Origin of the sequence: Candidatus Accumulibacter cognatus (assembly GCF_000584975.1) — a bacterium.
Classification (GTDB): domain Bacteria; phylum Pseudomonadota; class Gammaproteobacteria; order Burkholderiales; family Rhodocyclaceae; genus Accumulibacter; species Accumulibacter cognatus.
The window spans coordinates 45056-70737 of record NZ_JDST02000005.1 but is presented as its reverse complement, the minus strand read 5'-3'; the positions used below and the strand labels follow the sequence as shown (position 1 = coordinate 70737).

General features: G+C 64.1%; 14 protein-coding genes and 1 pseudogene. 3 read left to right on the top strand and 12 right to left on the bottom strand.

The annotated features are described in order from the left end of the window. Positions 1-14: 14 nt before the first annotated feature. From recD to recC, 3 genes are read right to left on the bottom strand one after another with little or no spacing between them, the layout of a single operon-like run. Positions 15-2117, bottom strand: a complete 2103-nt coding sequence (gene recD, locus AW06_RS01550) for an exodeoxyribonuclease V subunit alpha (RefSeq protein WP_034944492.1) — start codon at positions 2115-2117, stop codon at positions 15-17. Further along, entirely contained in the window at positions 2114-5917 is a 3804-nt protein-coding gene (recB, locus tag AW06_RS01545; RefSeq protein WP_034944489.1) for an exodeoxyribonuclease V subunit beta, read from the bottom strand. Before recB ends, recD begins: the two co-directional genes overlap by 4 nt. Beyond that, the gene (gene recC, locus AW06_RS01540) at positions 5914-9468 is read right to left on the bottom strand and encodes an exodeoxyribonuclease V subunit gamma (protein ID WP_273704280.1); all 3555 of its coding nucleotides are present in this window, start codon (positions 9466-9468) and stop codon (positions 5914-5916) included. Before recC ends, recB begins: the two co-directional genes overlap by 4 nt. A 256-nt stretch (positions 9469-9724) precedes the next feature. Here recC and AW06_RS19640 point away from each other — a divergent pair, with 256 nt between their 5' ends. Both AW06_RS19640 and AW06_RS01530 read left to right on the top strand, forming a co-directional pair. Further along, positions 9725-10693: a ParB/Srx family N-terminal domain-containing protein gene (locus AW06_RS19640; RefSeq protein ID WP_138677672.1), complete on the top strand. Its 969-nt coding sequence runs from the start codon at positions 9725-9727 to the stop codon at positions 10691-10693. Positions 10694-11409: 716 nt separating this feature from the next. Then, a pseudogene (locus tag AW06_RS01530) lies at positions 11410-12195 on the top strand (methyl-accepting chemotaxis protein); the annotation flags it as partial. Between the two features lie 336 nt (positions 12196-12531). Here the strand turns inward: AW06_RS01530 and recG are convergent. Together recG and AW06_RS01520 are read right to left on the bottom strand one after the other, a co-directional pair. Continuing rightward, positions 12532-14583: an ATP-dependent DNA helicase RecG gene (gene recG, locus AW06_RS01525; protein ID WP_273704278.1), complete on the bottom strand. Its 2052-nt coding sequence runs from the start codon at positions 14581-14583 to the stop codon at positions 12532-12534. Beyond that, positions 14583-14966 (bottom strand): RidA family protein, encoded by a 384-nt coding sequence (locus AW06_RS01520; RefSeq protein ID WP_034944482.1) that lies wholly within the window; start codon positions 14964-14966, stop codon positions 14583-14585. Before AW06_RS01520 ends, recG begins: the two co-directional genes overlap by 1 nt. 45 nt (positions 14967-15011) lie before the next feature. On the opposite strand from AW06_RS01520, the gene AW06_RS01515 reads away from it, so the two are divergent. Continuing rightward, a complete protein-coding gene (locus tag AW06_RS01515) occupies positions 15012-15368 on the top strand; it encodes a tetratricopeptide repeat protein (RefSeq protein WP_034944479.1) in 357 nt (118 codons plus the stop codon). Here the strand turns inward: AW06_RS01515 and AW06_RS01510 are convergent. The 7 genes from AW06_RS01510 to AW06_RS01480 all read right to left on the bottom strand — a co-directional run bounded on the left by AW06_RS01510 (position 15355) and on the right by AW06_RS01480 (position 25672). Next, complete coding sequence (locus AW06_RS01510; RefSeq protein WP_138677674.1) at positions 15355-15909, bottom strand: SPOR domain-containing protein; 555 nt, start codon at positions 15907-15909, stop codon at positions 15355-15357. The two genes, AW06_RS01515 and AW06_RS01510, sit on opposite strands and share 14 nt — an antisense overlap. A gap of 136 nt (positions 15910-16045) precedes the next feature. Beyond that, positions 16046-16684 carry a DUF2802 domain-containing protein gene (locus AW06_RS01505; RefSeq protein WP_138677675.1) on the bottom strand — a complete coding sequence of 213 codons (639 nt, stop codon included), beginning with the start codon at positions 16682-16684 and terminating at the stop codon, positions 16046-16048. Between the two features lie 157 nt (positions 16685-16841). Next, a complete protein-coding gene (locus AW06_RS01500) occupies positions 16842-18044 on the bottom strand; it encodes an acetyl-CoA C-acyltransferase (protein ID WP_034944476.1) in 1203 nt (400 codons plus the stop codon). Positions 18045-18064: 20 nt separating this feature from the next. Beyond that, positions 18065-20452, bottom strand: coding sequence for a 3-hydroxyacyl-CoA dehydrogenase/enoyl-CoA hydratase family protein (locus tag AW06_RS01495; RefSeq protein WP_034944473.1), 2388 nt, complete (start codon positions 20450-20452; stop codon positions 18065-18067). 214 nt (positions 20453-20666) lie between these two features. Then, entirely contained in the window at positions 20667-21965 is a 1299-nt protein-coding gene (locus AW06_RS01490) for an outer membrane protein transport protein (protein ID WP_034944470.1), read from the bottom strand. Positions 21966-22223: 258 nt separating this feature from the next. After that, the gene (locus AW06_RS01485) at positions 22224-24329 is read right to left on the bottom strand and encodes a 3-hydroxyacyl-CoA dehydrogenase NAD-binding domain-containing protein (protein ID WP_034944467.1); all 2106 of its coding nucleotides are present in this window, start codon (positions 24327-24329) and stop codon (positions 22224-22226) included. Positions 24330-24475: 146 nt separating this feature from the next. Then, on the bottom strand, positions 24476-25672 hold the full coding sequence (locus AW06_RS01480) for an acetyl-CoA C-acyltransferase (RefSeq protein ID WP_034944543.1): 1197 nt from the start codon (positions 25670-25672) through the stop codon (positions 24476-24478). Between the last annotated feature and the right edge of the window lie 10 nt (positions 25673-25682).

Here is a 25682-nt window from a genome sequence, read left to right as displayed (position 1 = left end):
TCTCACCATCGGCCTCACTCAGCCAGCAGGCCGCTCGCGCGCAGCACCTGTCTTTGCACGATGACATCCAGCAGCCGGGATGGACCGGGCATGACCAGCGTCAGGAAAGCGCGGGCGCGGGTGATTCCGGTATAGAGGAGCTCGCGGGTGAGGATCGGACTCGGCGTGGCCGGCAGGACCAGCGCGACGTGGCCGAATTCCGATCCCTGCGACTTGTGCACGGTCAGGACATACGCTGTTTCCACTGCCTGCAGGCGGCTCGGCAAGATCCACTTGATTCCCTGGCCGGCGTCGCCAGCGGGAAAGGCAACCCGCAGTTTCGTTTCCTGGTCGGCCGCAGGCGGTAGCGCCAGGGTGATGCCGATGTCGCCGTTCATCAGCCCAAGACCGTAGTCGTTGCGGGTGACGAGAACCGGGCGGCCCGGGTACCAGCCGGCGCTGGCCGGAATCAGGGCGGCTGCACACAACACGCGGGCAATGCGCTGGTTGAGACTGGCGACCCCCCAGGGTCCACGCCGTAGCGCGCACAGCACCTGGAACTGGCCATGCGCGCGCAACACCCGGCGCGCCCAGTCGTCGATTGCGTTCTGATTCGCTACAGACGAGGGCCGGGCCTCGGAGAGAGTCGTGAGGTAATGGCGATAGCCGTATCGAAACGCCGTCTGGGCAAGCCCGGCGGGGGGCGCCGGATTGGCACCCGGCCCTGCCACAGCCCCGTCGATGACCAGTGCCGCGAACCGTGTTTCGTCAGCAGCATCCAGCGGCAGCAGGGCGAGGTCGGCATGGGTGTGCCGCCAGACCTCGCTGACCCGCACCGCGTCGCCAGCGTTCACCGCCTCAGCCAGTTGGCCGATGCCGCTCGCCGCAGAAAAGCGGTAACTGTGACGGAGCATGACCACCGTCTGCGCGAGCGCACTGCCCGCCTCGTCGACCAGGCTCTCGTCGATGCGTTCACCACTGGCCGCCGCCAGCCAGTCGCGCGTCGCCGGAGTGTACCGTCCGGCGCGCGCGTGCCGGCACAGTTCGCCGAGCACGGCGCCAGCCTCTACCGAAGCGAGCTGATCCTTGTCGCCGAGCAGGATCAGCCGCGCCGATGCCGGCAGGGCAGCCAGCACGGCAGCCATCATTTCCAGATCGATCATCGACGCTTCGTCGATCACCAACACGTCGAGCGCCAGCGGATGGCCGGCGTGGTGATGAAAATGCCGGCTATCCGGCCGGTTGCCGAGCAGGCGATGCAGGGTGCTCACCTTCACCGGTATCGCGGCGCGCACCGCTTCCGCCTGTTCGAAGCCGGCCAGCGACAGGCGCGTCACCACGCCAGCGATCGATTCGTTGAGGCGCGCCGCCGCCTTGCCGGTCGGCGCCGCCAGCCGGATGCGCAGCGGCCGCGGCGGCTCTCCGGCCAACGGCGCGGCGAGCGCCAGCGCCTGCAGCAGCGCCAGCAGGCGAACCACGGTCGTCGTCTTGCCGGTTCCCGGACCGCCGGTGAGGATGCAAAATCCGCTGCACGCCGCCAGTGCGCAGGCCATCTTCTGCCAGCTAGCCCCGGCCTCGCCGGCCGCTGCGGGCGGAAACAGCCCGTCGAGGATAGGGCGCAGGATGTCCAGCGGCAGCGCGGCCTGCAGCGTCGCCGACCGCGCCAGCCGCCGCTCGATGGCACGGTGTACGTCTTGTTCGTATTGCCAGTAACGACGCAGATAGAGGCGTGGACCGACGCGCACCAGTGGCGTGTCGCCAGCACCGCAACCAACCAGCAGCGGATGATCGAGCGCTGCCTGCCATCGATCAAGGCTCCATCCGGCCAGTACCTCGGCCGGCAACGGTGGCGGCTCCGTCGTGGCCAGCACATCCCTCCCCTCCTCACCCTCGGGTGGCAGCGACAGGGCCAATGCCGGTGCCTGGAGCGTCGCTGCCAGATCGAGGCAGGCGTGACCGCGGCCAAGCTGGTGGCTGGCAAGCGCGGCGGCGAGGATCAGGAACGGCGGCGCGTCGGGAACTTCGCGCCAGAGAAAATCGGCGAATGCGGCATCGAGCGGGCGCAGCCACCGGCGTTCGGCCCAACTGGCCAGCACCGCCTGCAGCGCCGCCTGGGTATCGAAGGGGGCATGGCTCATGGCGTTTCCTTCGTGCGGCAGCAGGAGAACAGGGCGTCGAGCGCTTCGATCAGGACGCGCGGCGGACGTTCGCAGTGCAGGCCCTGGTTCGGCGCGTGCACGCCGCGCAGAAAGACATACACGGCGCCGCCGACATGTCGCTCGTAGTCGTAATCGGGCAGGCGCGCCTGCAACAGGCGATGCAGTGCGAGCACATAGAGGACGTACTGCAGCTCGTACCGGGCGTGCAGAATCGCGGCACCCATTGTCGCCGGTGTATAGGCGGCATCGTCGGGACCGAGCCAGTTCGACTTGTAGTCGGCCACGTAGTAGCGACCTTGGTGCTCGAAAACGAGGTCCATGAAGCCCTTCAGCATGCCGTTCAGTTCATCCGGCTGCAGCGCAGGACGGGTGGCGCCGGCGAGCGTGTGCTGGCGGACGAGCGCATCGATGCGGGTCGTCTGGACTGTATGCGCGGCGAGCCAGAACTCCATCTCGGCTATCGACGATGACAGACCGGCCAGCACCGGCGAGGTCGCCGGCACGCCGGGCAGCGCCGGCAGCCGCAGCGGCGTCGTCAGGAAATGCAGCAGCCAGGCCTGCAAAGGTTCGATCCAGTGCTGCCAGCCGCGCGTCTGGCAGCGGCGAGCGATCAGGTCGCGCAATAGCGCCGGTTCTCCGGCGACCCGGCCGAAGCCCTGTTTGGCCGACCACTCGAGCAGGTCATGGAGAAAGGTTCCAGCCTCGGCACCGCGCGGAAAATCGTGCAGCGAGCCGGGAGCGGGAATCGCCGGTCGCGCCGTGCTTGCGCCGGGCGGCGGCGAACCGTCCGCAACGGCCGCGGCGTTCTGCGCTGCCCGGGTTTCCAGGAAAATGTCTTCCACCGGTGTGTCGGCGGCGCTTGTGGATACCGCAGCCTGCTCCTCGCCGATGGTCTTCAGCGCCGAGTAGCTGGCAACCCACCAGTGCTCGCGCAGTGCGCGCGCCGAGCGACGTGCCGGACCGGCAAGCCGCGCCGAGGCTTGCGGCAGAAATCGCTCAGCGCTGGCGGCAGGCGCCGGCGCCAGGGCGATATGCGGGCAGTGGTCGCGCCAGGCTGCGAGCGCCTGCGGCAGCGCAGCCGCTGCCAGCACCTCGCTGCCGCCCAGCAGGTAGCCGAAAGCGCTGCGCTCCAGATCCTTGAGCGGCGCGACGCCGATCCAGGTGGCGTAACGCGCACGGGTCAGGGCGACATAGAGCTTGCGCAGGTCCTCGCCGAGGCGCTCGCGGTCTGCCTTATCGACGATGCCTGTGTCGGCGGCGAGCGCGAGTTGCAGGCATCCGTCATGATCATGCCATTTCAACGGCAGATCCCTGGCGTCGCTTGCCCGGAAGGTGCAGGCAAAGGGCAGGAAGACCAGCGGGTATTCCAGCCCCTTGGACTTGTGCACGGTGACCACCTGCACCAGATCGGCGTCGCTCTCCAGGCGCAGTTGGCGCGCGTCACCGCCAGTGCTGGCAGCATCGCGCCGCTGTTCGGCAAGATGGCGAATCAGCGCGTGCTCGCCGTCGAGCAGCGCGCTCGCCTGTTGCAGCAGTTCGGCAAGGTGCAGCACGTTGGTCAGTGTGCGTTCGCCGTCGACCGCCCCGCCCGCATCATCGCCACCCTCATCGCCGCAGCCGAGCAGCCTTGCCGGCACCTGAAAATCGTTGAGCAGCCGGCGCAGCATCGGCAGCACGCCCTGGCGACGCCAGCAGTCCCGATAGCCGCGAAACTGCAGGACGCGCGCTTCCCAGGCGATCTCGTCGTGGTTGAGCGTGTCGAGTTCCCGCCAGCTCAGGCCCAGAATGGCGGTGGCCAGCGCGCTGCGCAGCAGGCGCCCGTCGTCGGGTTCGGCGCAGGCGGCGAGCCAGTGCTGCAGCTCGCCAGCCTCGCTGCTCCCGAAAACCGAATCCTTGTCCGAGAGATAGACGCTGCGCACTCCGCGCTGCGACAGTGCCCTGCGCATCGTATCGGCCTCACCGCGGCTGTTGACCAGTACCGCGAGGTCGGCCGGGCGCACGCTCTGCAGGCCGCTCTGGCCAGCAAAGCCGGCCCGTCCCGCCTGGCCGAGATTGAGCAGGCGCACCATTTCGCCGGCACAACTGGCTGCCATCTGTTCGCGATAGACGGTCCTGCCCAGGGGTTTGCCATCCGGATTCAGCGGCAGGTGCCAGACGGTGAGTGCGGGCACCGGCATGCCGTCGGCCTGCAGTGCATCGGCGCGGCCTTGTGCCTCGGCGGTGATGAAGGGCACCGGATTGTCCGTCCCGCTGCGGAAGAGGAAAGCGCCGGAACCGCTCGCACGATCTTCCGCCACCGTGAAGCAGTGATTGGTCGCCAGGACCATGGCCCTGGTCGACCGGTAGTTCTTGTTCAGCGTGTAGAGCCGCTCGACGCAGGCGCGGCGGGCCGCCAGATAGGTGTGGATGTCGGCACCGCGGAAGGCGTAGATCGCCTGTTTGGGATCGCCGATGAGGATCAGCGCGCTGTCGGAAACGCTCTGCGCAACGCGGTACACGGCATCGAAAATCCGGTACTGGACCGGGTCGGTATCCTGGAATTCGTCGATCAACGCCACCGGAAACTGCTGACGGATGTTGTCGGCGAGGCGTTGGCCACTAGGCGCGTGCAGCGCTACGTCGAGCCGGGTGAGGAGATCGTTGAAACCCATCTGCGCACGGCGCGCCTGCTCGTCGGCAAAGCGCTGCGCCACCCAGCGTGCCGCGTGACGGAGCAGGTCGGTGCGCGCGTCGGGCAAGGCCTGCAGCGCGGCCGAAAGACCGGCGATTGCGGTCAGTGCGGGGTGCTCCGGCAGGGGAGCCGTTTTCCAGGCTTCGGCCAGTCCGGCAGGGGTCAGGCGAGTCCAGCCGGTCTGGAGATCGGGCCGCCGCATGTCCAGGTCGTCCCGCCAGGCGCGCAGCGTCTCCAGCCACGGCTGGTAGAAGCGGGCCTGCAGTTTGCGTCCATCCACCTGCTTTCCTGCGACCGCGTTGTCGAGAAAGGCCCGCAACTGATCCACCCATTCCGCCCACGGCGCCTTGAGTTCAGCCAGGCGGCGGCGCCGCTCGCTCAGGCTGCTCCGCAGCGCCTCCGCCGGGGACAGCGGCGACTCGGCAAGCCGATCCGCATGCGCGACGAGATTCCTGATGCCATCCTGCAAGGCTTCGGGACCCGACCACCATTTCCGCACTTCGGCAACCGCCTCACGGTCGAGCGCCGCCAGAAAGCTGCGCCAGTAGTCGCGAACGACTTCGGCGAGCAGCTCGTGCTGATCGGTTTCGAGTGTCTGGGTGAACAGGCTGTCGCTGTCGAAAGCGTGTTCGCGCAGCATGCGCTGGCACCAGGCGTGGATGGTCGAGACGGCCGCCTCGTCCATCGCTTCGGCAGCCAGTTGCAGCTTGCGGGCGCAGGCCGGCCATTGTTCCGGCGTGTACTCCTGGCGCAGCGCACGCAGCAGCTCGTCGGCAACGGTCCTGTCGTTTTCGCTGGAGTCATCGCTGGCATCGACCCTGAAACAGGCGGCCGCTTGCGCCAGACGGACGCGAATGCGGTCGCGCAGCTCCTGCGTCGCCGCCTCGGTAAAGGTGACGACGAGAATTTCGCGTGGCGTGAGAGGGCGCGCATAAGCGTTTTCCGCGCCATGACCCAGCACCAGGCGGACATACAGCGCGGCAATCGTGAAGGTCTTGCCGGTGCCGGCGCTGGCCTCGATCAGCCGGCTGCCATGCAGCGGGAAACGCAAGGGATCGAGCATTTCGACGGCCGTGCCGGGCGCCATCGTCAGTGCGGCGGGACTCATGCGGACCCTCCCGCGCTCTTCTCCGCCCGGCCGACTTTCTCCTTGCTGGCCGGGATTGCCTCGAACAGCGGGCGCAGGAGCATCTCGGCAAGTGCGTGAAACTCCCCCTTGGCCAGCAGCGCGTCGTAATCCGGATAGGCGCGTTTGAGATAGGGATCGCTGTCCACTTCGCCCAGAGATTGGTAAGCGCTTTGGTATGCCTTGCGCGCCGCATCGTCGCCCCCCTTGAGATAGGCGAACGCCGTCCTGGCCGCCAGCGGCAGCGGCCTTTGCATTCCCTGCTGCCAGGCGATCAGAAGTTTTCTCAGTTGGCAGCGGGCCTGTTCGATCGTCAGTGGCGGCAGGGTGACATCGCCGGCCTTGCTGATGATCTCGGTACTCAGCGGCCCACTGTCGAGGTGCAGGGCGAGATGCTCGACCCAGTGGCGGATGACCTTTTCGCCGCGATATTGATGGTTCCTGACCAGATCACTCGTTTCGAGAACGACCCGACCGCGCCGGCCATCGCCATCGCAGCGGAGTCCACCGCGCCAGTCGGCGATCGCCAGTTCCTGCCCTTGACTGCTGACCTGGAAGCGGATCTCTTGCTCGCCATCGACGGGCAACGGCCAGCGCGCGAGCGCACGCTGATAGCGCTCCAGGACATCGTCCATCGGCGCCAGCAGCTCGTCGGCCAGGGCATCGCCAAAGGCTCCACCGGGCAGATCGCCGCGCCGCCGGATGTCGGCAAGCCGGTCATTGCGTGCGGCCGCAAGGTCCTGCGCCTGTTCGAGCGCAGTGACCTGCGCCCGGATCAACTCGTCCTGCAACTGCCAACGGCCCAGGCCATCGACCTCGAAGGGTTCCTGATCGTCGCTCACCGGATCGTCGATCTCGAAGGAGACGCCGAGGCGCTGCCGAAAGAAGGCCTTGACCGGCTGCCGAAGGAAGTCGCCGAGATCGCGCAGCGACAGCGGCTCTTCACGCAGCAGCAGCGGCAAGACTCTGTCCGCCTCCGGTGCACCCGCGTCGGCGGCGGCCTCGGCTTTGGGTTGCCACTCCTGCGCATAGGTGAACAGTCTGGTTTCCTCCGGAAGCGCCGGGAAATAGTCGGGGCTGAAGGGCTGCAGCCGGTGCTCGACGGTCAGCGCCGCGAGCAGGGCTTCGCCCCCTTTCCCGGCTGGTCCGACATGACCGGCCAGGGTCCAGCCCGCGGCCAGGTGATCGCGCAACTGCCCGACCAGAACCGACGGCGGCCGCACGCTGTTGTCGTGGATACTGCGGCCCACCCAGGAGATATGCAGGCCATCGCGCGCCGAGAGCAGCGCTTCGAGGAACAGATAGCGATCGTCCTCGCGGCGCGAGCGGTCGCCTGGCCGGTAGTCCAGCGCCATGAGGTCGAAGTCCATCGGTGTGCGCGTGCGCGGGTAGTCGCCGTCATTCATGCCGAGCAGACAGATCCGCCGGAACGGGATGGCGCGCATCGGCATCAGGGTGGCGAAGGTGATGACGCCGCCGAAGAAGCGCTGCGACAGTCCTCCCTCATCGAGGCCGGCAAGCCAGGACTCGCCGACCACCGACAGCGGCAGCTCCTCGACCAGGGCCGCCTCGTCGCAGGCGTCCTGCCAGCGCTGCAGGCCGCTGTCGAGCTGCAGCAGGGTGAAGGCGTCGCCGCTGTCCTCGGCAGCAAAGAAGCCGGCAAGCAGGGCGCGCAGGCGCACGCACCAGACGTCGACGGTCGCGGGCTGGCGCAAGCTCCGCCAGGTGGCGTCCAGGCGGTCGAACAACTGCACCAGCGGGCCGAGCAGCGCGGCATCGATGCCGCCGATTTCATCGTACGGCGCGATCCCCTGCCAGGCCGCGGCACTGGCACCGACAGCGTAGCCGAGCAGCATCCGCCGCAAGCCGAACAGCCAGGTGTTCGGCGCCGCCGCCTCGGCGTGCTGCGGTAAATCGAGGCTGGCACGCTGCTCGGCGTGCAGACCCCAGCGAATGTTGGCGCCCCGGATCCAGCGCTGCAATTGCGGCAGTTCGTCTTCGGCGATGCCGAAGCGCTGCCGCAGCGCCGGCACCTCGAGCAGGTCGAGCAGATCGCTGACCGCCAGGCGCGACTGCGGCAGATCGAGCAGCTTTGCGAGCGCCTGCAGCAGCGGATCAACCTGGCGCCGGCCCTGGTCGGCGACGCTGAACGGCAGGTAGCGCGCATCGCTTGCTTCGAGCAGGCCAAATACCGCCTGCACGTGTGGCGCGTAGCGATCGATGTCGGGCACCATGACGAGAATGTCGCGCGGGCGCAGCGTCGCGTCGGCATTGAAGGCGGCGAGCAGTTGATCATGCAGGATCTCGACTTCGCGCTGCGGGCTGTGAGCGACATGAAAACGGATCGAAGCATCGCGCGCCGGGTCGACGGCTGGCCAGTGCGCGCGCGTCTCGGCCAGCGGGCGCAATTCGAGGATGTCGTCCTGCAGTTGTTGCAGCAGGGTGGCACCGCCGAAGTCCTTGAACAGCTCGATGCGCTGCCCGATGGCGGCGAAATGCGGCAGGTAGCCGGCGCGCGCCGCATCATTGTCGTGTGCTTCGAGCAGGCCGATGAAATCCCGCCCCTGTTTGCCCCAGGCGGCGAGCAGCGGCTGTGCGTGCAGATGCAGTCGTTCGTCGACAATGAGATCCGGAACGCTCGGCCGCCGCGCCTGGCGGGAACGCCCGCGGTGCAGCAGCAGGTCGCGATCGGCGACGATGTCGGCCCAGAAATACTGACAGGGGTTATGCACGCACATCAGCACCTGTGTCCAGCGTCCCAGTTCCGCGAGCACTTCCAGAGACTGCTGCGGCAGGCTCGAAATGCCGAACACGATCACCCGGCGCGGCAAGTCGGCGGGGCGTTCGCCCTCGGGCCAGCGCGCGGCGCAACGCAGGAAGGCCGCGTGCACGCCTGCCCGCCCGGCATTCGCCGCCGCGTTCGCCCCCGAGCCGCCGGATCGGCTGGTCCGTGCCCGCACGTCGGCCAGCAAGGCGCGCCAGAGCGCTGCCTGCCAGCGATGTCCTTCGGCCAGAGGCACTGCGCGTCCGCGGGCGTCGATCAGGACATCCTGGCCCGTCTCCCAGGCCGCCAGCCAGTCAGCGCGGTACACCTGATACTGATCGAAGAGATCGGCGAGGCGCCCGGCAAACTGAAAGCGCTTGCGCCGATCGCCGTCCTGGCCGAGGAAGGCGAGCAGCGGCGCGTACTCCGGTTCGTTCATCACTTCCGGCAGCAGCCGCAGCAAACGCCAGAGCAGCCGCGACTCGTCGAACGGCGAATTCTCCGGCACCGCCTGACGCCCGAGCAGCGCGCGATAGACTCGCCACAGGAAGCGCGACGGCAGCGAGATCTCGAGCGCCGCGGCGATCCCGCAGCCCCCGGCTGCCTCGCCCTTCCCCACATCGGCGGCCAGCGCCAGCTTGAGCCACTGCGCAATGCCATTGCTCTGCACCAGGATGACCTCATTCTCGAGCGGCGCCAGCGGATGGCGCTTCATCCACTCGACGACCAGGTCGCGCAGCATCTCGGGTTGGTTGCCATGCACGAGCATCAGGCCAGGCGGCAGCGGCAGCAGGGTCAAGTCGGGCTCCAGGGTCAAAGGGGGCAAGCAAGGCTTGAACGATACGCCGAAACGGGTGTGGAAAGCGATATGCAGGCCCGCGATTCACCGCTTCGATCCCGTCGATGATCCTTGACGCCGGTCAGGATCAAATTGACTTCGCCGGCCACGCCGCCGATACTGCGCGCGGGCGGCGGCAATGCCTACGGTGATTCGTTTCCCATTGGTTTAACAGAGGAGGAAAGAGATGCGCACAGTCACGATCATGCTTTCAGGATTGCTGGTGCTTGGCCTGGCCGGAACCGCCGAGGCCAAGAAAGGCAAGGACCAGGGGGATGCGGCCATCCCGCAATGCGGCAAGAATACCAAGGTTGCACGGCCTAATGACGAGGGAATCATCACGCTCAAGGAAAAGAAGAAAAGAGGGTGCATCATCGACGTCAAGGCACTCCATCCGACACAATCGGCAGTGGGAATGGACGCGGTGGAATGCAAGGCGGAAAAGATATCGAGCAAGGCCAAGGCAGGAAAACTCGACGACTATCTGCTTGCCGACAACCGCTGGGTTCCCATGGTGCGAGGGCCGGGTGGCGTCTTCTACCTGACCGACCACCACCATCTCTCCACCGCCGTCTGGAATGCCGACATCAAGGACAAGGACAAGAAGGTCTATGCGTTCCTGATCGCCGACTGGTCGAACATGAAAGAAGACGCCTTCTGGCAGGAGATGATCAAACAGCACGATACCTGGCTGAAGGATCCGGCCGGCAATGACATCACGCCCAGCCAGCTTCCCAAGAGCATCGGTGCCTTGCAGGACGACCCGCTGCGGACCCTTTCGGCCTGGGTGCGTGGAAGCTGTGGCTACGTCAAATGCGATCCTCCGGGAGCCGCCAAGGATGACGACGAACTGAGCTGCGCGGACAAGTTTCCGAACGTGACCTGCGCCGACGCCTATTTCCTCGAGTTCAAGTGGGGCGCCTACCTGGGCAGCGTCCAGGAAGTCAAGGAGGCTCTGGCGGGAGAGGCGTCTTGCTCGCAACAAACCCCCCTGAACACGCCGTGCCTCGACAATCAGTATGAGAAGCTCAGCAAGGCGCTGCCTGCGGCGATGAACGCGGCGGCCGCACCCGCGGCGCAACAGGCGGTAGGCACCGGCGCCGGCTACAATCCTGCTGTACAGACTGGCATTGCGCAACCCAAACACTGCAAGTAGCCACCAGTCCGGGCGTGACTGCGCACCAGCATGCACGCCCGTCGCCACCGCCGGGACGGTGAACCGGTACTGGAGACATCGAGGTCCCACTGGGCCGGAAAGGACTCCAGACCATGCCACTCAAGTCATGACCGCCAATGGGAAGATTGCGCCAGCGATTTAGCAGGATTGGCGGTCACGGATCGGTGCCGTTCGCCAACCGGCACGGCAACGACTTCCAGCAAGCAATCACTTTTTAATAACCAACAATGGGAAATCCTTCGGCTTTGCCTGGGGATGGTTACACACGCCCATGTTGCCTTCTCGTTCCAGGAAATTTCAACCACGATTGTCCCTGCAGGATTCTGTGGGTCGTACACGGCAGGTGCAGCAAGTGCTCCTTTCGACAACCAAGATGGATTGGCTGGGGCAGTACAGCGGAAAATCAATAAATATCCATAATTGGGCTCAAGTTTGTTCCGTCGAGCACCGTAATGAAGATTATCTGTCTTTTTCCGACAGTATCTACCATAAACCTCCTGGAAGCCCGGATTGACAACACCCCTTCAGTATTTTTCCGATTTCTGCCGCACTGCAGGTCGTTTGCCCAGGGAAGTGCATCGGTTCACACCCTGCGGCGCTCCCCATCGAGTACAGGAGAAAGCTTCCCATTGGTGAATCCGATTGTTCCGGTGGGTCAATCCTGTCACCGCGTCATTCGCGGCAATGCCTTGGGCCAGGTCTCGGCGACCGCCCAGTCGCTCTCGCGATCGTCCAGCGAACAGGCGGCTTCGGTCGAGGAAACGACGGCCAGCATGGAACAGATGAGCGCGTCGATCGTCCAGAACACCGAGAACGCCAAGGTCACCGACGGCATGGCCGCGACCGCCTCCCGCCAGGCTGTCGAGGGCGGAGAAGCCGTCGCCCGGACAGTTGGAGCAATGATGACCATCGCCGACAAGATCGACCTCGTCGACGACATCGCCTACCAGACCAACCTGCTGACCCTGAACGCCGTCGAAGCGGCGCGCGCTGGCGAGCACGGCAAGGGTTTCGCCGCCGTCGCCGCCAAGGTGATAAAACTCGCCGAGTGCTCGCAGGTCGCCGCTCAGGAAATCGGCCAGGTCGCCAAGGAGTCGGTCAAACTCGCCGAACAGGCCGGGTCACTGCTCGGCGAGATGGTGCCGTCGATCCAGAAGACCTCTGGCCTCGTGCAGGAGATCGCCGCCGCCTCGCGGGAGCAACGTTCCGGCGTCGGCCAGATCAACGGCGCGATGGGGCAGCTCAACCAGACGACTCAGCAGAACGCCTCGGCCTCCGAGGAACTCGCTGCCACCGCCGATGAACTCGGCAGCCAGGCCGCGCAACTGCAGGAGCTGATGACCTTCTTCCGGCTCGCAGAGCGGGATCGCCGCAGCATAACTGCGCGCCAGGCTGCCTCGGGTACCCAGCGGGCGGTACCCGCACGCAGCAGAGTCGCGGCCGCCGGGGCACCGGCCAACCACGACTTCGAAAGTTTCTGAGGAGGACCCAAGCCATGACCCAGGTCACACCGCCCGGACGGCGACAGCGGGCATATCGTCGGCAAACGCTCCTGCCTCGTTATCGTCGAAATCAGATGGTCATCCGGGGAGGAAGGGAAATGTTCACGATTCCTCTGATTCACATGAAAATGGAGTTTGCCATCCCGTTGATGCTTGAAATGCATGAAGGTTTTCCCCCGGCAAGAACCGGTTACGGTTATCGCCCATGCCGATCCGACGGGGTCCAGTGGCCATCCGGACCACGACCTCGATCGCTGGCCTGTTTTCTCGACAAACCGGACAATCTTCCTCGGCGCGCGAGTGTATGGGCCCGAGTCAGGCCTTCAACAACTCTTCCCGATTCCCTAGCCAGCGCCGCAAATGCCGCCTGGCGCACATGGGATCAGCGTGCAACAGGTGCACGGCCAGGGCTTGGGCCAGTTCGACGAGATCGGCATCCCCTTCGAGGTCGGCATAGCGCAGCATCGGCACACCCGACTGGCGGCTACCGACGAACTCCCCGGGACCGCGTAGATGCAGGTCCTGACGAGCAATCTCGAAGCCATCGGTGTTTTCGAAAATGATCTTCAGGCGAGCCCGTGCGGTCGGCGACAGAGGCTGCTGATAGAGCAGCACACAGACCGAATCGTCGCGGCCGCGACCGACGCGGCCGCGCAACTGGTGCAGTTGCGAAAGTCCGAAGCGTTCGGCGTGTTCGATGACCATCAATGTGGCGTTGGCGACATCGACACCGACTTCGATGACGGTGGTCGCCACCAGGACGTCGATTCCACCGGCAACGAAGGCAGCCATCACCGCCGCCTTTTCATCACCGCGCAAACGGCCATGCACGAGACCGATGCGCAGATCGGGAAGTTCGGCGCTGAGCGCTGCACAGGTTTCCAGCGCTGCCTGCAATTCCAGCTTCGCCGATTCTTCGACCAGCGGACAGACCCAGTAAGCCTGGCGTCCGCCGGCAACCACCGCACGCACCGCGGCAATGACCTGCTCCCGACGGCTGTCGGAAAACAGCCGCGTCCTGATCGGCAATCGTCCCGGTGGCATTTCATCAATCACCGAAACGTCGAGATCGGCGTAGTAGCTCATCGCCAGCGTGCGCGGAATCGGCGTCGCGGACATCATCAACTGGTGTGGATTGCCGCCCTTGCGCCGCAACTCGAGCCGCTGGACGACGCCGAAACGATGCTGCTCGTCTACGATGACGAGACCTAGACGGGCAAAATCGATGCTCTCCTGAATCAGCGCATGCGTTCCGACGATCAGTTGCGCAGTCGTCGCGGCTTGTAACTGCTTGGCTTGCTTGACACTCTTCCTGAGACTGCCCGTCAGCCAGACCACTTCGACACCCAGGGGTTCGAGCCAGGCCTGCAGCTTCAGGAAATGTTGCTCGGCAAGGATTTCGGTTGGTGCCATGAACGCTGCCTGATAACCCGCCTCGATGGCCTGACAAGCCGCCAGCGCCGCAACGATGGTCTTGCCACAGCCGACATCCCCCTGCAGCAGACGCTGCATCGGGTAAGGCGCGGCCAGGTCACCGGCAATCTCGGCCACGACACGCCGCTGCGCCCCGGTCAGAGCAAAGGGTAGCGAGGCCTCGAAACGGCGGCCCAGACGGCCGGCGCTGGCCAGCACCGGCGCACCCTTGCGCCGTCGTGCCAGGTAGGCACGGCGCAGCGAAAGCTGCTGTGCCAGCAGTTCATCAAACTTTATTCGCCGCCAGGCGGGGTGACTGCGGGTCTGCAGAGCCACGTCCGAGGCCTCGGGCGGCGGCGCGTGCAACAGGGTCACGGCGGTGCCAAAGGGCAACAGTGAATGACGGTTGCACCAGTCGAGGTCGAGCAATTCGGCAAGATCGGCGTTGTGCAGCGCGCGCGTGATGAGTCGGCGCAGACTGGCCTGCGACAACCCGGCAGTGGTCGGGTAGACGGGGGTCAGGGAGTCGGGCAGCTTCTCGTCATCGGCGAGAATGCGGTAACGTGGATGCACCATCTCGGGACCCAGGAAACCGGCGCGAATTTCGCCGAAAAGGCGCAGCTTGTACCCACATTCGCGCGCGTTTTCCAGCGCCCGCTGCTGGCTGCCGTAGAAGCTCAGGAAACGCAGATCGAGGACACCGTCATCAGCATGCGCATCACAAACCCGGACCAGCAATTGGCGACGCGGCGCCGGTCTGACCGAGAGATCGATGATCCGGGCCTCGACCTGCACCGGCGTCCCGCAGGGGGCATCGGCGATGGTGGTGACGCGCGTTTCGTCCTCGTAGCGCAGGGGAAGATGCAGGACAAGATCGTCCCGCCGATGCAGACCCAGCTTTTGCAGCCGGCTCCGGATGACTGGCGGCGCATCGATGGCGTCCGCAGTCGGCATCAGTCGTCGATCACCATCACCGCGTCTGCTTCAACCAGCGCGCCGCGCGGCAGGGCGGCCACGCCGACCGCGGCACGAGCCGGGAACGGCTCCGAGAAATAACCACCCATCACCGAGTTGACGGTCGTGAAGTGCGCCAGGTCGGTGAGAAAAACGTTGAGCTTGACGACATCGGCCAGCGAGCCGCCAGCAGCTTCCGCCACGGCCTTGAGGTTGTCGAAAACACGCACGATCTGCGCGTCGATCCCGTCGACCATCTGCATGCTGGCCGGGTCAAGTCCGATCTGGCCAGAGAGATAGACGGTACTGCCGACCTTGACCGCCTGCGAGTAGGTTCCTATCGCCGTAGGCGCATGTGGGGTTGAAATGATCGTTCTGGCCATGGTGCTGTCCTCTATCTACAATGGTTGCTTGAAAAGGGGATATCAATGACGACGACGCTGATCGCCAATCTCGAAAAACTGCTCGGCGGCCCGCGTGACGGCGCCGTACTGCGTTATTCACTGGGCAATGAGTATCTCAAGACCGGCCTCTTTGAACAAGCGGTAATCCACCTGCGCGCGGCGGTCGAGAGCAACCCCCAGTATTCGGCAGCGTGGAAGCTGCTCGGGAAGGCGCTGAGCGAGGGCGGTCGCCAGGCCGAAGCCCTCGCTGCCTATGAACGAGGGATCGTCATTGCCGAAAGCCGGGGGGACATTCAGGCGGCCAGGGAGATGACCGTTTTTGCCCGGCGCCTGCGTCGCCAACTGCCCTCGTCGGAGAACGGCTCGATCAAGGCTTGCTGACCTTGCCGACCGTGATCAGTCCGTCGATCCCGACTCCCTTGATCTTCTGGCGCGCCACCTCGGCCTCTGCGCGCGTCCTGAAAGGGCCAAGCTGCAGACGCACCTCGATGCTCGCAGGGATGCCTTCTGCGGCAAACTTTGCCTGTATCGCTTCGGCTTGACGCACATCCGGCACGATCCCGGACTGCACGACAAGCCCCGCCAGCAGGCGTGGCATCGGCGTAGCGAGCGGCTCGACCGGCGGCGCGCTTGCTGTTGCAGCTGCTGCGGCGTCGCCCGGAGGACTCGCAGGCGGCGACGGTTCCACCGGCAGCCATTTCTCAAGCGCGGCACCCCCTGCCTGCGGCCCCGCCGCGCGAGGCTCGAGCGGCGGCAACTCGGACGGCGATGGCGTGGTTTCGACCGAAGGTGACGGTTTTCTGACCGGTACCGGCTGCGTGAACTGCGGACCCGCAGCCATTTCTTCCTCCTGCGAGCTCAGGTAGTCCAGCACGATCAGCGTCACCAGTGCGGCTACGATCAAGAACGCGGCAACAGCCATTTGCCGCCACAGTTGGCGCTTCAGATCGGCTTGCCCCCCTAACCACCCAGGCGGGACAGCGGCAGGCGCAGCCAGGGCGGAAGATGCGGGCGACAAATGGTCTGCCGGTCGCTTCGCCACTTCCCGGACTCCGCGGCTAAACACCCTCGTAGCGGTTGCGCGCCAGCGCCACCACCAGATCCGCCTCGGCACGGGCAATCCCGCAATGATGGGCAATGGTGGTCGCGTCATGCCCCTGGATCGCCATCTGCATCGCATCGTTGTAAAGCGGCGCGGCGGCCGGCGGCGATCCGGTCGATTGCCTGCTTTGTTGCCGAAAGTCCTCGCGCGCGGCCAACACTTCAGTGCGCAACTCGTCCACTTCGCAGCGCAACTGATAGACTTCGCGTTGCAAGGAATCGATCCACGCTTGCCCGGGCATCCCTGCTGGCGGCTCGTTCCAGGCGAATTCCGGCGACGCCGGCTCGGCACCTGCCGGCGCGTCGGGTGCGGCGACGGACGCGCTGCCGCTGGGCGGAGGCGCAGAGACTGCCGCAGCGACTGCCACGACCGGATCGACCGCTGTCGCGGCTGCCCCCTGCTCCGACGCCGATTCTTGGACTGCCGCGTAAGCCGCCGCCTGCGCTGCCTGCGCCGCCAGCGGCGGCGACGTGACGCCGCCGCGCTGCAAGCGCCGCATGCGCAGATAGAGGACGATGATGTAAGTGACCAGCAGCACGATGACCGCGATCAAGCCTTCGCGCCACCCCAGACTGCCCAGTAGATCGAAATCCATTGCACGCCTTCGTGACCCTTTCCGGCAGACATTATGCCAGACACTTGGTCCGTCTCAAGAATCATCTTTCAGCGCTGTCCCGGCCCTCGCTCACCGCCAAGGCACGAAGGCCTCGCCCGAAAAATGCAGGCGAGGCCTTCGTGCCGCCGGAGGAATTCTAGCGGATCGCTTCAAACAGCCCGGCGGCACCCATGCCGGTGCCGATGCACATGGAGACCATGCCGTAGCGCTGCCCGGTGCGCTGCATTCCGTGCAGCAGCGTTGCCGTCCGAATGGTCCCGGTGGCGCCGAGGGGATGGCCGAGAGCGATCGCGCCACCGAGCGGATTGACCTTGCCCGGATCGAGGTGGAGCGTGCGTATCACGGCCAGCGCCTGCGCGGCAAAGGCTTCGTTCAGCTCAAACCAGTCCACATCGTCCTGGCTGATTCCGGCCTGCCTGAGCACCCGAGGAATCGCCTCGACCGGGCCAATACCCATGACCTCGGGTGGCACCCCCGCCACCGCGTAGGCGGCAAAGCGCGCTAGCGGCTTGAGATCGAACTGCCTGAGAATTCTTTCCGAAACAACCAATACTGCCCCCGCACCGTCGGACATCTGCGAGCTGTTGCCGGCGGTCACCGAACCGCGTGCGGCAAACGCCGGCCGCAAGCGGGCGAGGCTTTCGATGCTGCTGTCCGAACGTGGGCCCTCGTCGTTCTCAGCCAGAAACTCCTTGACCATCACTTCGCCGCTTTGCAGGTTCGGCACGCGTGCGCTGACCAGATAAGGCGATATCTCGGTCTTGAAGTGACCCGCGGCGATCGCCGCACAGGCTTTCTGATTTGAGGCGACGGCGAAGGCGTCCTGATCGTCGCGCGAGATTTTCCACTGCGCGGCCACCTTCTCGGCGGTGATTCCCATCCCGAACCCAATCGCGTAATTTTCTTCGGCCTCGAAAATTGCCGGATTGATGGCCACCTTGTTGCCCATGATCTGGTTCATCAGTGACATCGTTTCGGTTCCCCCGGCGATCATCACATCGGCTTCACCGAGGCGAATGCGATCAGCCGCCATCGCCACCGTCTGCAGGCCGGAAGCGCAGAAGCGGTTGACGGTGACCCCGGGAACGGTGTTCGGCAGGCCCGCCAGCAGCAGGCCGATGCGCGCGACATTTATGCCTTGCTCGGCCTCGGGCATGGCGCAGCCGACGATGACATCCTCGACCAGCGCCGGGTCAAGCCCCGGCGCCTGCGCCATGACCGACCGGATGGCGTGCGCCAGCATGTCGTCGGGACGAACGTGGCCCAACAGGCCCTTGCGTCTGCCCACCGGCAGACGGGTGGCGGCGACGATGTAGGCGTCCTGAATCTGTTTGCTCATGATCTGTTCTCCTTGCTCGCTCAGTTACGCAGCGGCTTGCCGGTTTCCAGCAGGTGCTGGATACGCTGCTGAGTTTTCGGGTTTTTCAGTAGTTCGACGAACAGTTTGCGCTCGACGGTCAGCAGCCACTGCTCATCAACCAGGGACCCGGTCTCGATGTCGCCACCACACAGTGCTGTCGCCGCAGCTTTGGCCACCGCGTAGTCGTGTGCTGAAATCATGCCGCCCTCCTTCATGTTGGCAAGCAACATGACACAGTTGGCAATGCCGGTGCGCCCGGCAACCTTGATCGCACGCGGTGACAGGCGCGGGTAGTAGCCCGCCTCGGCAAGAGCGCGTGCTTCACGCAGCGCCACGTACAGCAGTTCGTGGGCATTGAAAACAATCCTGTCCGTGTCGACGGCAAAACCGAGTTCCCTGGCCTGTGCGCCACTCTTCGACACGGTGGCCATGGCAATAGTCATGAATACCGGCTGGATGAATTCAAAGGGGTCGTTGCCAGCGGTCCTGGCGGCCTGTTGCGCAGCGCGGATGGCGAACTCCTTGCAGCCCCCCCCGGCAGGGATCAATCCGACACCGGCTTCGACCAGACCGATGTAACTCTCGAGTGCGATCACCCGTTTGGTCGCATGCATGATGAACTCACAGCCGCCACCAAGTGCCATTCCCTGCACCGCCGCGATCACCGGCACCTTGGCGTACTTCAGGCACATCGACGCGTTCTGGAATTCGCCGACGTATCTTTCAAGGAGATCGAAATCACCGGCGGCAATCGCCTCGGTAACCTCCTTGAGGTTGGCACCAAAGGCGAAAGGCGCTTCGTGCCACAACACCAAGCCCTGATAATCGGCTTCGGCACGCGCCACAGCCTCCTGCAGGCCGACGATCACGTCACGACCGAGCGTGTGGTTGCGCGTCTTGACGCTGACGATGGCGATGCCGGCATCGATTTGCGGTAGCGTCCACATCCGGACGCCATCGTTCTCCCAGACCGTGCTGCCGGCGATGGTGTTCTCTCCCAGCAACTGCTCGGGGAAGATCTGCCGCTGGTAGACCGGCAAGGTCGAGCGCGGTCGATAGGCGTCGGCACTCGCCGAGTAGGAACCCTGGGCGCCATGCACCCCTTCCTGCGCGACGCGACCAAAGACCCAGGCCGGCAGCGCAGCCTGGCTCATCGCCCGGCCGGCGTTGATGTCGGCCCGAACCGCTTCGGCAATCGCCAGCCAGCCAGCCGCCTGCCAGCTCTCGAACGGACCCTCTGACCAGCCAAAGCCCCAGCGCATCGCGAAATCAAGATCGCGGGCGTTGTCGGCAATATCGGCCAGATGGTAAGCGGCGTAATGAAAAATGTCACGGAAGATCGCCCACAGGAATTGCGCCTGCGGGTGTTCGCTGGCGCGCAACTGTGCGAACTTCCCGGCCGGGTCGCGATTCTTGAGGATTGCCAGCACGCTCGGGTCGATGTGGGCCGCACTGTCTCGGTAGGCCTGGAGAGTCAGGTCGAGCACCTTGATCGCGCGGCCATCCTTACGGAAGATTCCGCAACGCGTCTTCTGGCCAAGCGCGCCCTGGCCGATCAGTGCCGTAAGCCATGCCGGCACCCCGAAGTAGCCATGCCAGGGATCTGTGGGCAAGGTATCCTGCATGGTCTTGACGACATGCGCCAAGGTATCGAGACCCACGACGTCGGCGGTGCGATAGGTGGCACTCTTTGGGCGGCCAATGATCGGGCCGGTCAGCGAATCGACGACGTCGAAACCGAGTCCGAGGCGCTGAGTGTGATGCATCACCGCGAGCATCGAGAAGACACCCACACGGTTGGCGACGAAGTTCGGCGTATCGCGCGCACGCACGATACCCTTGCCGAGCCGCGAGACCAGCCATCCTTCGAGATCGTCGAGCAATGCGAGGTTGGTGGCATTGGTCGAGATCAGTTCCACGAGAGGCATGTAACGCGGCGGGTTGAAGAAGTGGATGCCGCAAAAGCGCGAACGCAGCGCTTCCGGCAAACCTTCGGAGAGGCGCTTGATCGATAGTCCCGAGGTGTTCGAGGCGACGATCGCAGCGGGCGAAACGAAGGGTGCAATCTGGCGATACAGGTCGTCCTTCCACTCGGTTCTTTCTGCGATGGCTTCGATGATCAGGTCACAATCCCTGAGCTGATCGAGGTGCTGCGAATAATTGGCGGCGTCGATGTAGTCGACACGGTCCTTCGTTGCCAGCGGCGACGGCTCAAGCTTCTTCAGCGCGTCGATGGCTCTCCTGACGATCCCGTTGGGATCGCCTTCCCTGGCCGGTAGATCGAAAAGCACCACCGGCACTTCGGCATTCGCGAAGTGCGCTGCGATCTGCGCGCCCATCACGCCCGCTCCGAGTACCGCGGCCTTGCGTACGATGAAGTTGCTCAAGCTGTCCTCCTTGTCTGGTCTTTCTGGTCGTTGATGTTCGCCGGGAATATCCCGCAAAGGCTCTGCACAAAGCCAATAAAACGAACGTTTGAATTATACTCAGGCTAGAGGTAGCGTCAACCAAAATGCGGAAAACTCTCGGCGCCAAGATGTCGATGGCAAGCAAAAAAAAAGCCCCGGAGTCCGGGGCTTTTCTGGCAAACCGTGGAGTGCGTCAGAAAGCGATCGAATACTGCGCGCCCACAATCCAGACGCTGGAATCGTAGTCACCAATGACCGTACCACGACCTTCAGAACTCTTGTTGCTGTTGATCTTGGTGTTCTGGAGGTACAGATACGCCAAGCCGAATTCAAGCGTCTGTTCCTTAGCCGGCTTCCATTGGGTACCGAAGGTGAACCACGTACGATCGTTGTCCGGCAGGGCAGTCAAACGGGTATTCGCATTCTTGACCGGCGTCTGGTCGTAGGCGAGACCAAACATGAATTTCAGCGTATCCGTATAGCGGTAGTTCGCCCCCAGGGCAAAGCGCCAAGTATCCTCGAAGAGCGCGGTCAGCGTCTCCGCGGTCCGACCGGTCTGTGGTCCCGAGGTACGGACGATGTCTACATTCTTGATTGAACTCCAGCCCGTCCAGGAGACATCTCCCAGCATCTCCCATTGATCGCTGAGTTTTTGCGTCACGCTCAGAACGAAGGTATCCGGCACCTTGATATTGGCCTTGACATCACTCTGCCGTCCGGAGTTGATCAGCGCCAATCCCGTCGCGTTGGCCGCTGGCGTGCCATTGCTGCTCAGTTTCGATGAACCCTCGGTATGGTATTGAATTGCCGAGCGATAGGACACCCCGACCTTGGTCGCCGGCGAGAGGGTAAACAAGGCACCGATGTTCCAGCCCCAGGCATCATCATCGATACTCAGGTGGGCTCTGACCCCGGATGCGCCCGGGACGATGGCTGCCTGGCGGAAGTAATCCGCCTCGATTTTCTGCCAGCTCACGCCGGCGCCCAGCGATACCATGTCGTTAACCCGATAGGCAATCGACGGGTTGATGTTGATCGTCTTGATGTCGAACTCGTCCGACTGCGCACTGCCTTTCCAGGGTTTGTCATACTTCGTCTTCAGGCCAAAAGGTGCACCGATGCCCAGACCAACGTACAAATCCCGGTTCACCGCCCAGGACAGGTAGCCATTTGGAACGACCGCCCAGCCACCCGCGTCGCCACCGTCACCCGTGGCATTGAAGACGCCCACCTGGGAGGCGCTGTTGTCGAACTTGAAACTCGGCTTCACCGCCGTCAGGCCACCGGAGACTTCCCGCGCCTGCAACTGCGTCATTCCCGCCGGGTTCCAGAAGATCGTGCTGGCATCGCTGGCCTTGGCCGCGGAACCGGCGTAGGCATTACCCAGGCCGCTGCCCTGCTCCAACAACTGAAAGCCCGACGCAGCGACTGTGCCTGACAAGGCGGCCAACAACAGCGCCGGAATCAACTTCATCGAAATCCTGTGTGCCATGTCCAACTCCCCCTTGAAAATGTGTGGTATCAACGTAGAGTCCTCCGTATGGATATGATGTAAGCGTGGTTCTCGCGCCGCACCCCGGAAGCTATTCTGAATCTCTATCCTAAGTCCTTGCACCAGAAAAATCTGCAAGCATTCAGTGTGATGCCGTGCTCACTTGCGCACATGTTGCTTTATTGCAACAAGGAAGAAGCCTTGCCAGCATGTGTGGCATTGCTACCGTGTTGGTCTCCTCTCCGAGGCAGACGCGCCTCACTCGGGCAATAGCCTGCGGGGATAGAAGGTCCGGCCGCTCGCCACCAGTTCCTGGAGCAGCGGCGCCGGTGTCCAGAAGTCCGGCCCAAAACGCTCGCAATAGTTTTCGATGGTAGCCAACACCCGTCCCAGGCCCAATTGATCGGCGTAAAAAAGAGGACCACCGCGCCATGGTGGGAATCCATAACCGTTGAGCCAGACGATGTCAACATCAACGGGACGCGCGGCAACGCCTTCGGCAAGAATCTTTGCACCTTCGTTGATCATGGAGAAGAGACAGCGTTCAACGATCTCCTGATCGTCTATCGTTCGACGCTCGATTCCTCTCGCCCGCGAATGCTCGACAATCAGTTCCTCAATCGCTGCGTCCGGCAGTGGCGTTCGCTTCCCGGATTCGTAGCGGTACCACCCGGCACCGGTTTTTTGACCCAATCGTCCAAGCTGACAAACCTGATCGAGAAGATCGCAGTCGCGCACGCCCGGCTTGCGAAGATGTGCCCTGGCCTTGCGGTTGCGCCAGCCGATATCGAGACCGGCGAGATCGCCGACCGCAAAAGGACCCATCGGGAATCCAAAATCGACCAGCGCCGCGTCCACCTGCTGCGGTAGCGCCCCTTCTTCCAGCAGGAACCAGGCTTCGCGAGTTCTTTGCGCGAGCATGCGATTGCCAACGAAGCCATCGCACCCCCCGACGAGAACGGCAATCTTGCCGAGTTTCTTGCCGAGCTGCATGACCGTCACCAGGACATCGGGCGCAGTCCTGTCGGTGCGCACGTTTTCCAGCAAGCGCATGACGTTGGCCGGACTGAAGAAGTGCATTCCCACCACATCCTGCGGTCGCCGCGTGAATTCGGCAATCTGCGCGACATCAAGATAAGAGGTATTGGTGGCGAGGATGGCGCCCGGTTTGGCAATCGCGTCCAGTTGTTCGAATACCTGGCGTTTGACGCCAAGATCTTCGAAAACGGCTTCGACGACCAGGTCGACGTCGGCAAGCTCCTGCCAGTCCAGCGTCGGCCGGATACACTCAAGCCGGCGCAGCATGTCCTGCGGCGACAGCGTGCCCCGCGACACACTGGCCTGATAGTTTTTCCTGATCGTCGCCATTCCTCTTTCCAGAGCCAGCGCTTCGACTTCCTTGATCAGGACGCTGAAACCGGCATTGGCGAAACACATGGCAATTCCGCTACCCATCGTGCCGGCGCCAAGCACGGCGACCTGCAAGATCTCGCGAGCCCGTACGTCTGCGGCCAGTCCCGGAACCTTGGCCACCTCGCGCTCGCCGAGGAAGGCGTTGCGGAGCGCTGCTGCCTGTGCCGACGCCCGACGTTCGAGAAACAGCTCGCGTTCGCGCCGCAAGCCATCGTCGAAAGACAGGCTGGCCGCTGCGGCGACTGCTTCGATCGCCGTCAAGGGTGCTTGCAGGTGTCGCTGTTTCTCACTTGCCTGCCGCCGCGCTTCTTGAAAAATTTCCGGGGGTGCCGATGGCACCGGCAAGGTTCCGGTACGCCGCGGGACAGCACCCGGTGTGGCCAGCCGGCGTGCGGCGGCGATCGCCGCGGTTTTCAGATCGCCCTCTGCAATTTCGTCGATGGCGCCGATTTCCAGCGCACGTTCGGCGGTGATGGTTTCGCCGCTGCTGATCATCTGCAAGGCCGTCGGTAAGCCCACCAGACGCGGCAATCGCTGCGTACCGCCAGCGCCGGGGATGACCCCCAGCTTGACCTCCGGCAGGCCGACCTTGGTTGTCGCCGTGGCAATCCGGTAATGGCTGGCCAGCGCAATTTCAAAGCCGCCACCCAGGGCCGTCCCGTGCAGGGCCACGACCACCGGCTTGAGCGCGTTCTCGATGGCCTGCGTCACCGCCGGTAAATGCGGCTCCTGCGGCGGCTGGTCAAACTCGCTGACGTCGGCGCCAGCGATGAATGTTCTCCCTGCGCAAAGAATGATCGTCGCATGGACTTCCGTGTCCGCTTCCGCCTGTCGAATCGCGTTCAACAAACCGGCGCGTACCTCCCGGGCCAGCGCGTTTACCGGCGGATTATCCACCGTGACCAAAGCGATTTCGCCATCGCGACGATAACTGACAAGAGCTGACGACATGCTGGGAACTCCGATGGGGCGCCCTGGCCCTCTTCAAGACAAGAAAAATGCCGACCCGGCCGTATGTGACCGGTCTGTACGCAACAAAGGCTCCGGTGGACCGCTGGACGGTCCACCGGAGCATCAGACCTTGGCCAGGGTAAGACTCAAAGCGCTTCGAAAATGCCGGCAGCGCCCATACCGTGACCGATGCACATGCTCACCATGCCGTACTTCATCTTCTCGCGACGCAGGCCATGCAGCAGCGTGGCCACCTTGATGGCGCCAGTTGCTCCCAGGGGATGACCGAGAGCGATCGCTCCGCCCAGCGGGTTGACGCGCGCCGGATCGAGTTCGCAGCTGCGCATGACCGCCAGCGCCTGGGCGGCGAATGCTTCGTTCAACTCGATCCACTCCAGGTCGGATTTCTGCAAACCGGCTTTCCTGAGCGCGTCTGGAATCGCTTCGACTGGACCGATGCCCATGATCTCGGGCGGCACACCGCGAACCGAATAACTGACGAATCTGCCCAGCGGCTGCAGGTCGAACTGCTTCAGGATCTTCTCCGAAACCAGCAGTACCGCCCCAGCGCCATCCGACATCTGCGAACTGTTGCCCGCCGTCACCGAACCCTTGGCAGCAAATACCGGTTTCATCTGCGCCAGTTTTTCCGGCGTCGCGTCAGCACGCGGCCCTTCGTCGTCCACCACTACCCGTTCGACGAGCCTGACCTCACCGGTGGCGGGATCGGGTACGCGGGTCTTGACGGTAAACGGAGCCGTCTCGGCCTTGAACTTGCCTTCGCGTATCGCGGCAATCGCCTTTTGATTCGATCCCGCCGCGAAGGCGTCCTGGTCCTCCCGTGCAACCTGCCAGCGCTCGGCCACTTTTTCGGCCGTGATGCCCATTCCGAAAGCGACACCGAGATTGTCGTTGCCTTCAAAAATACTGGGGTTGATGACCACCTTGTTGCCCAGCATGGTAACCATGCTCATCGTTTCAGTACCGCAACCGATCATTACATCCGCATCACCGAGGCGAATGCGGTCGGCTGCCATGGCGACCGCTTGCAGACCCGACGAGCAAAACCGGTTCACCTGCACGCCTGGAACGCTGTGCGGCAAACCGGCCACCATGGCCGCCATGCGCGCGACGTTCAGACCCTGCTCGGCTTCTGGCAAGGCGCAACCGGCGACGATGTCGTCGATCAGCGCCGGGTCGAGCGCCGGCGCTTGACCAAGGACCGTCCTGATCGCGTGTACCAGCATGTCATCCGGACGGGTGGTCTTGTAGTAACCGTTGCGCTTTCCGATCGGCAGGCGCGCCGCAGCGACAATGTAGGCGTCTTGAATTGGCTTGTTCATCTCAAACTCT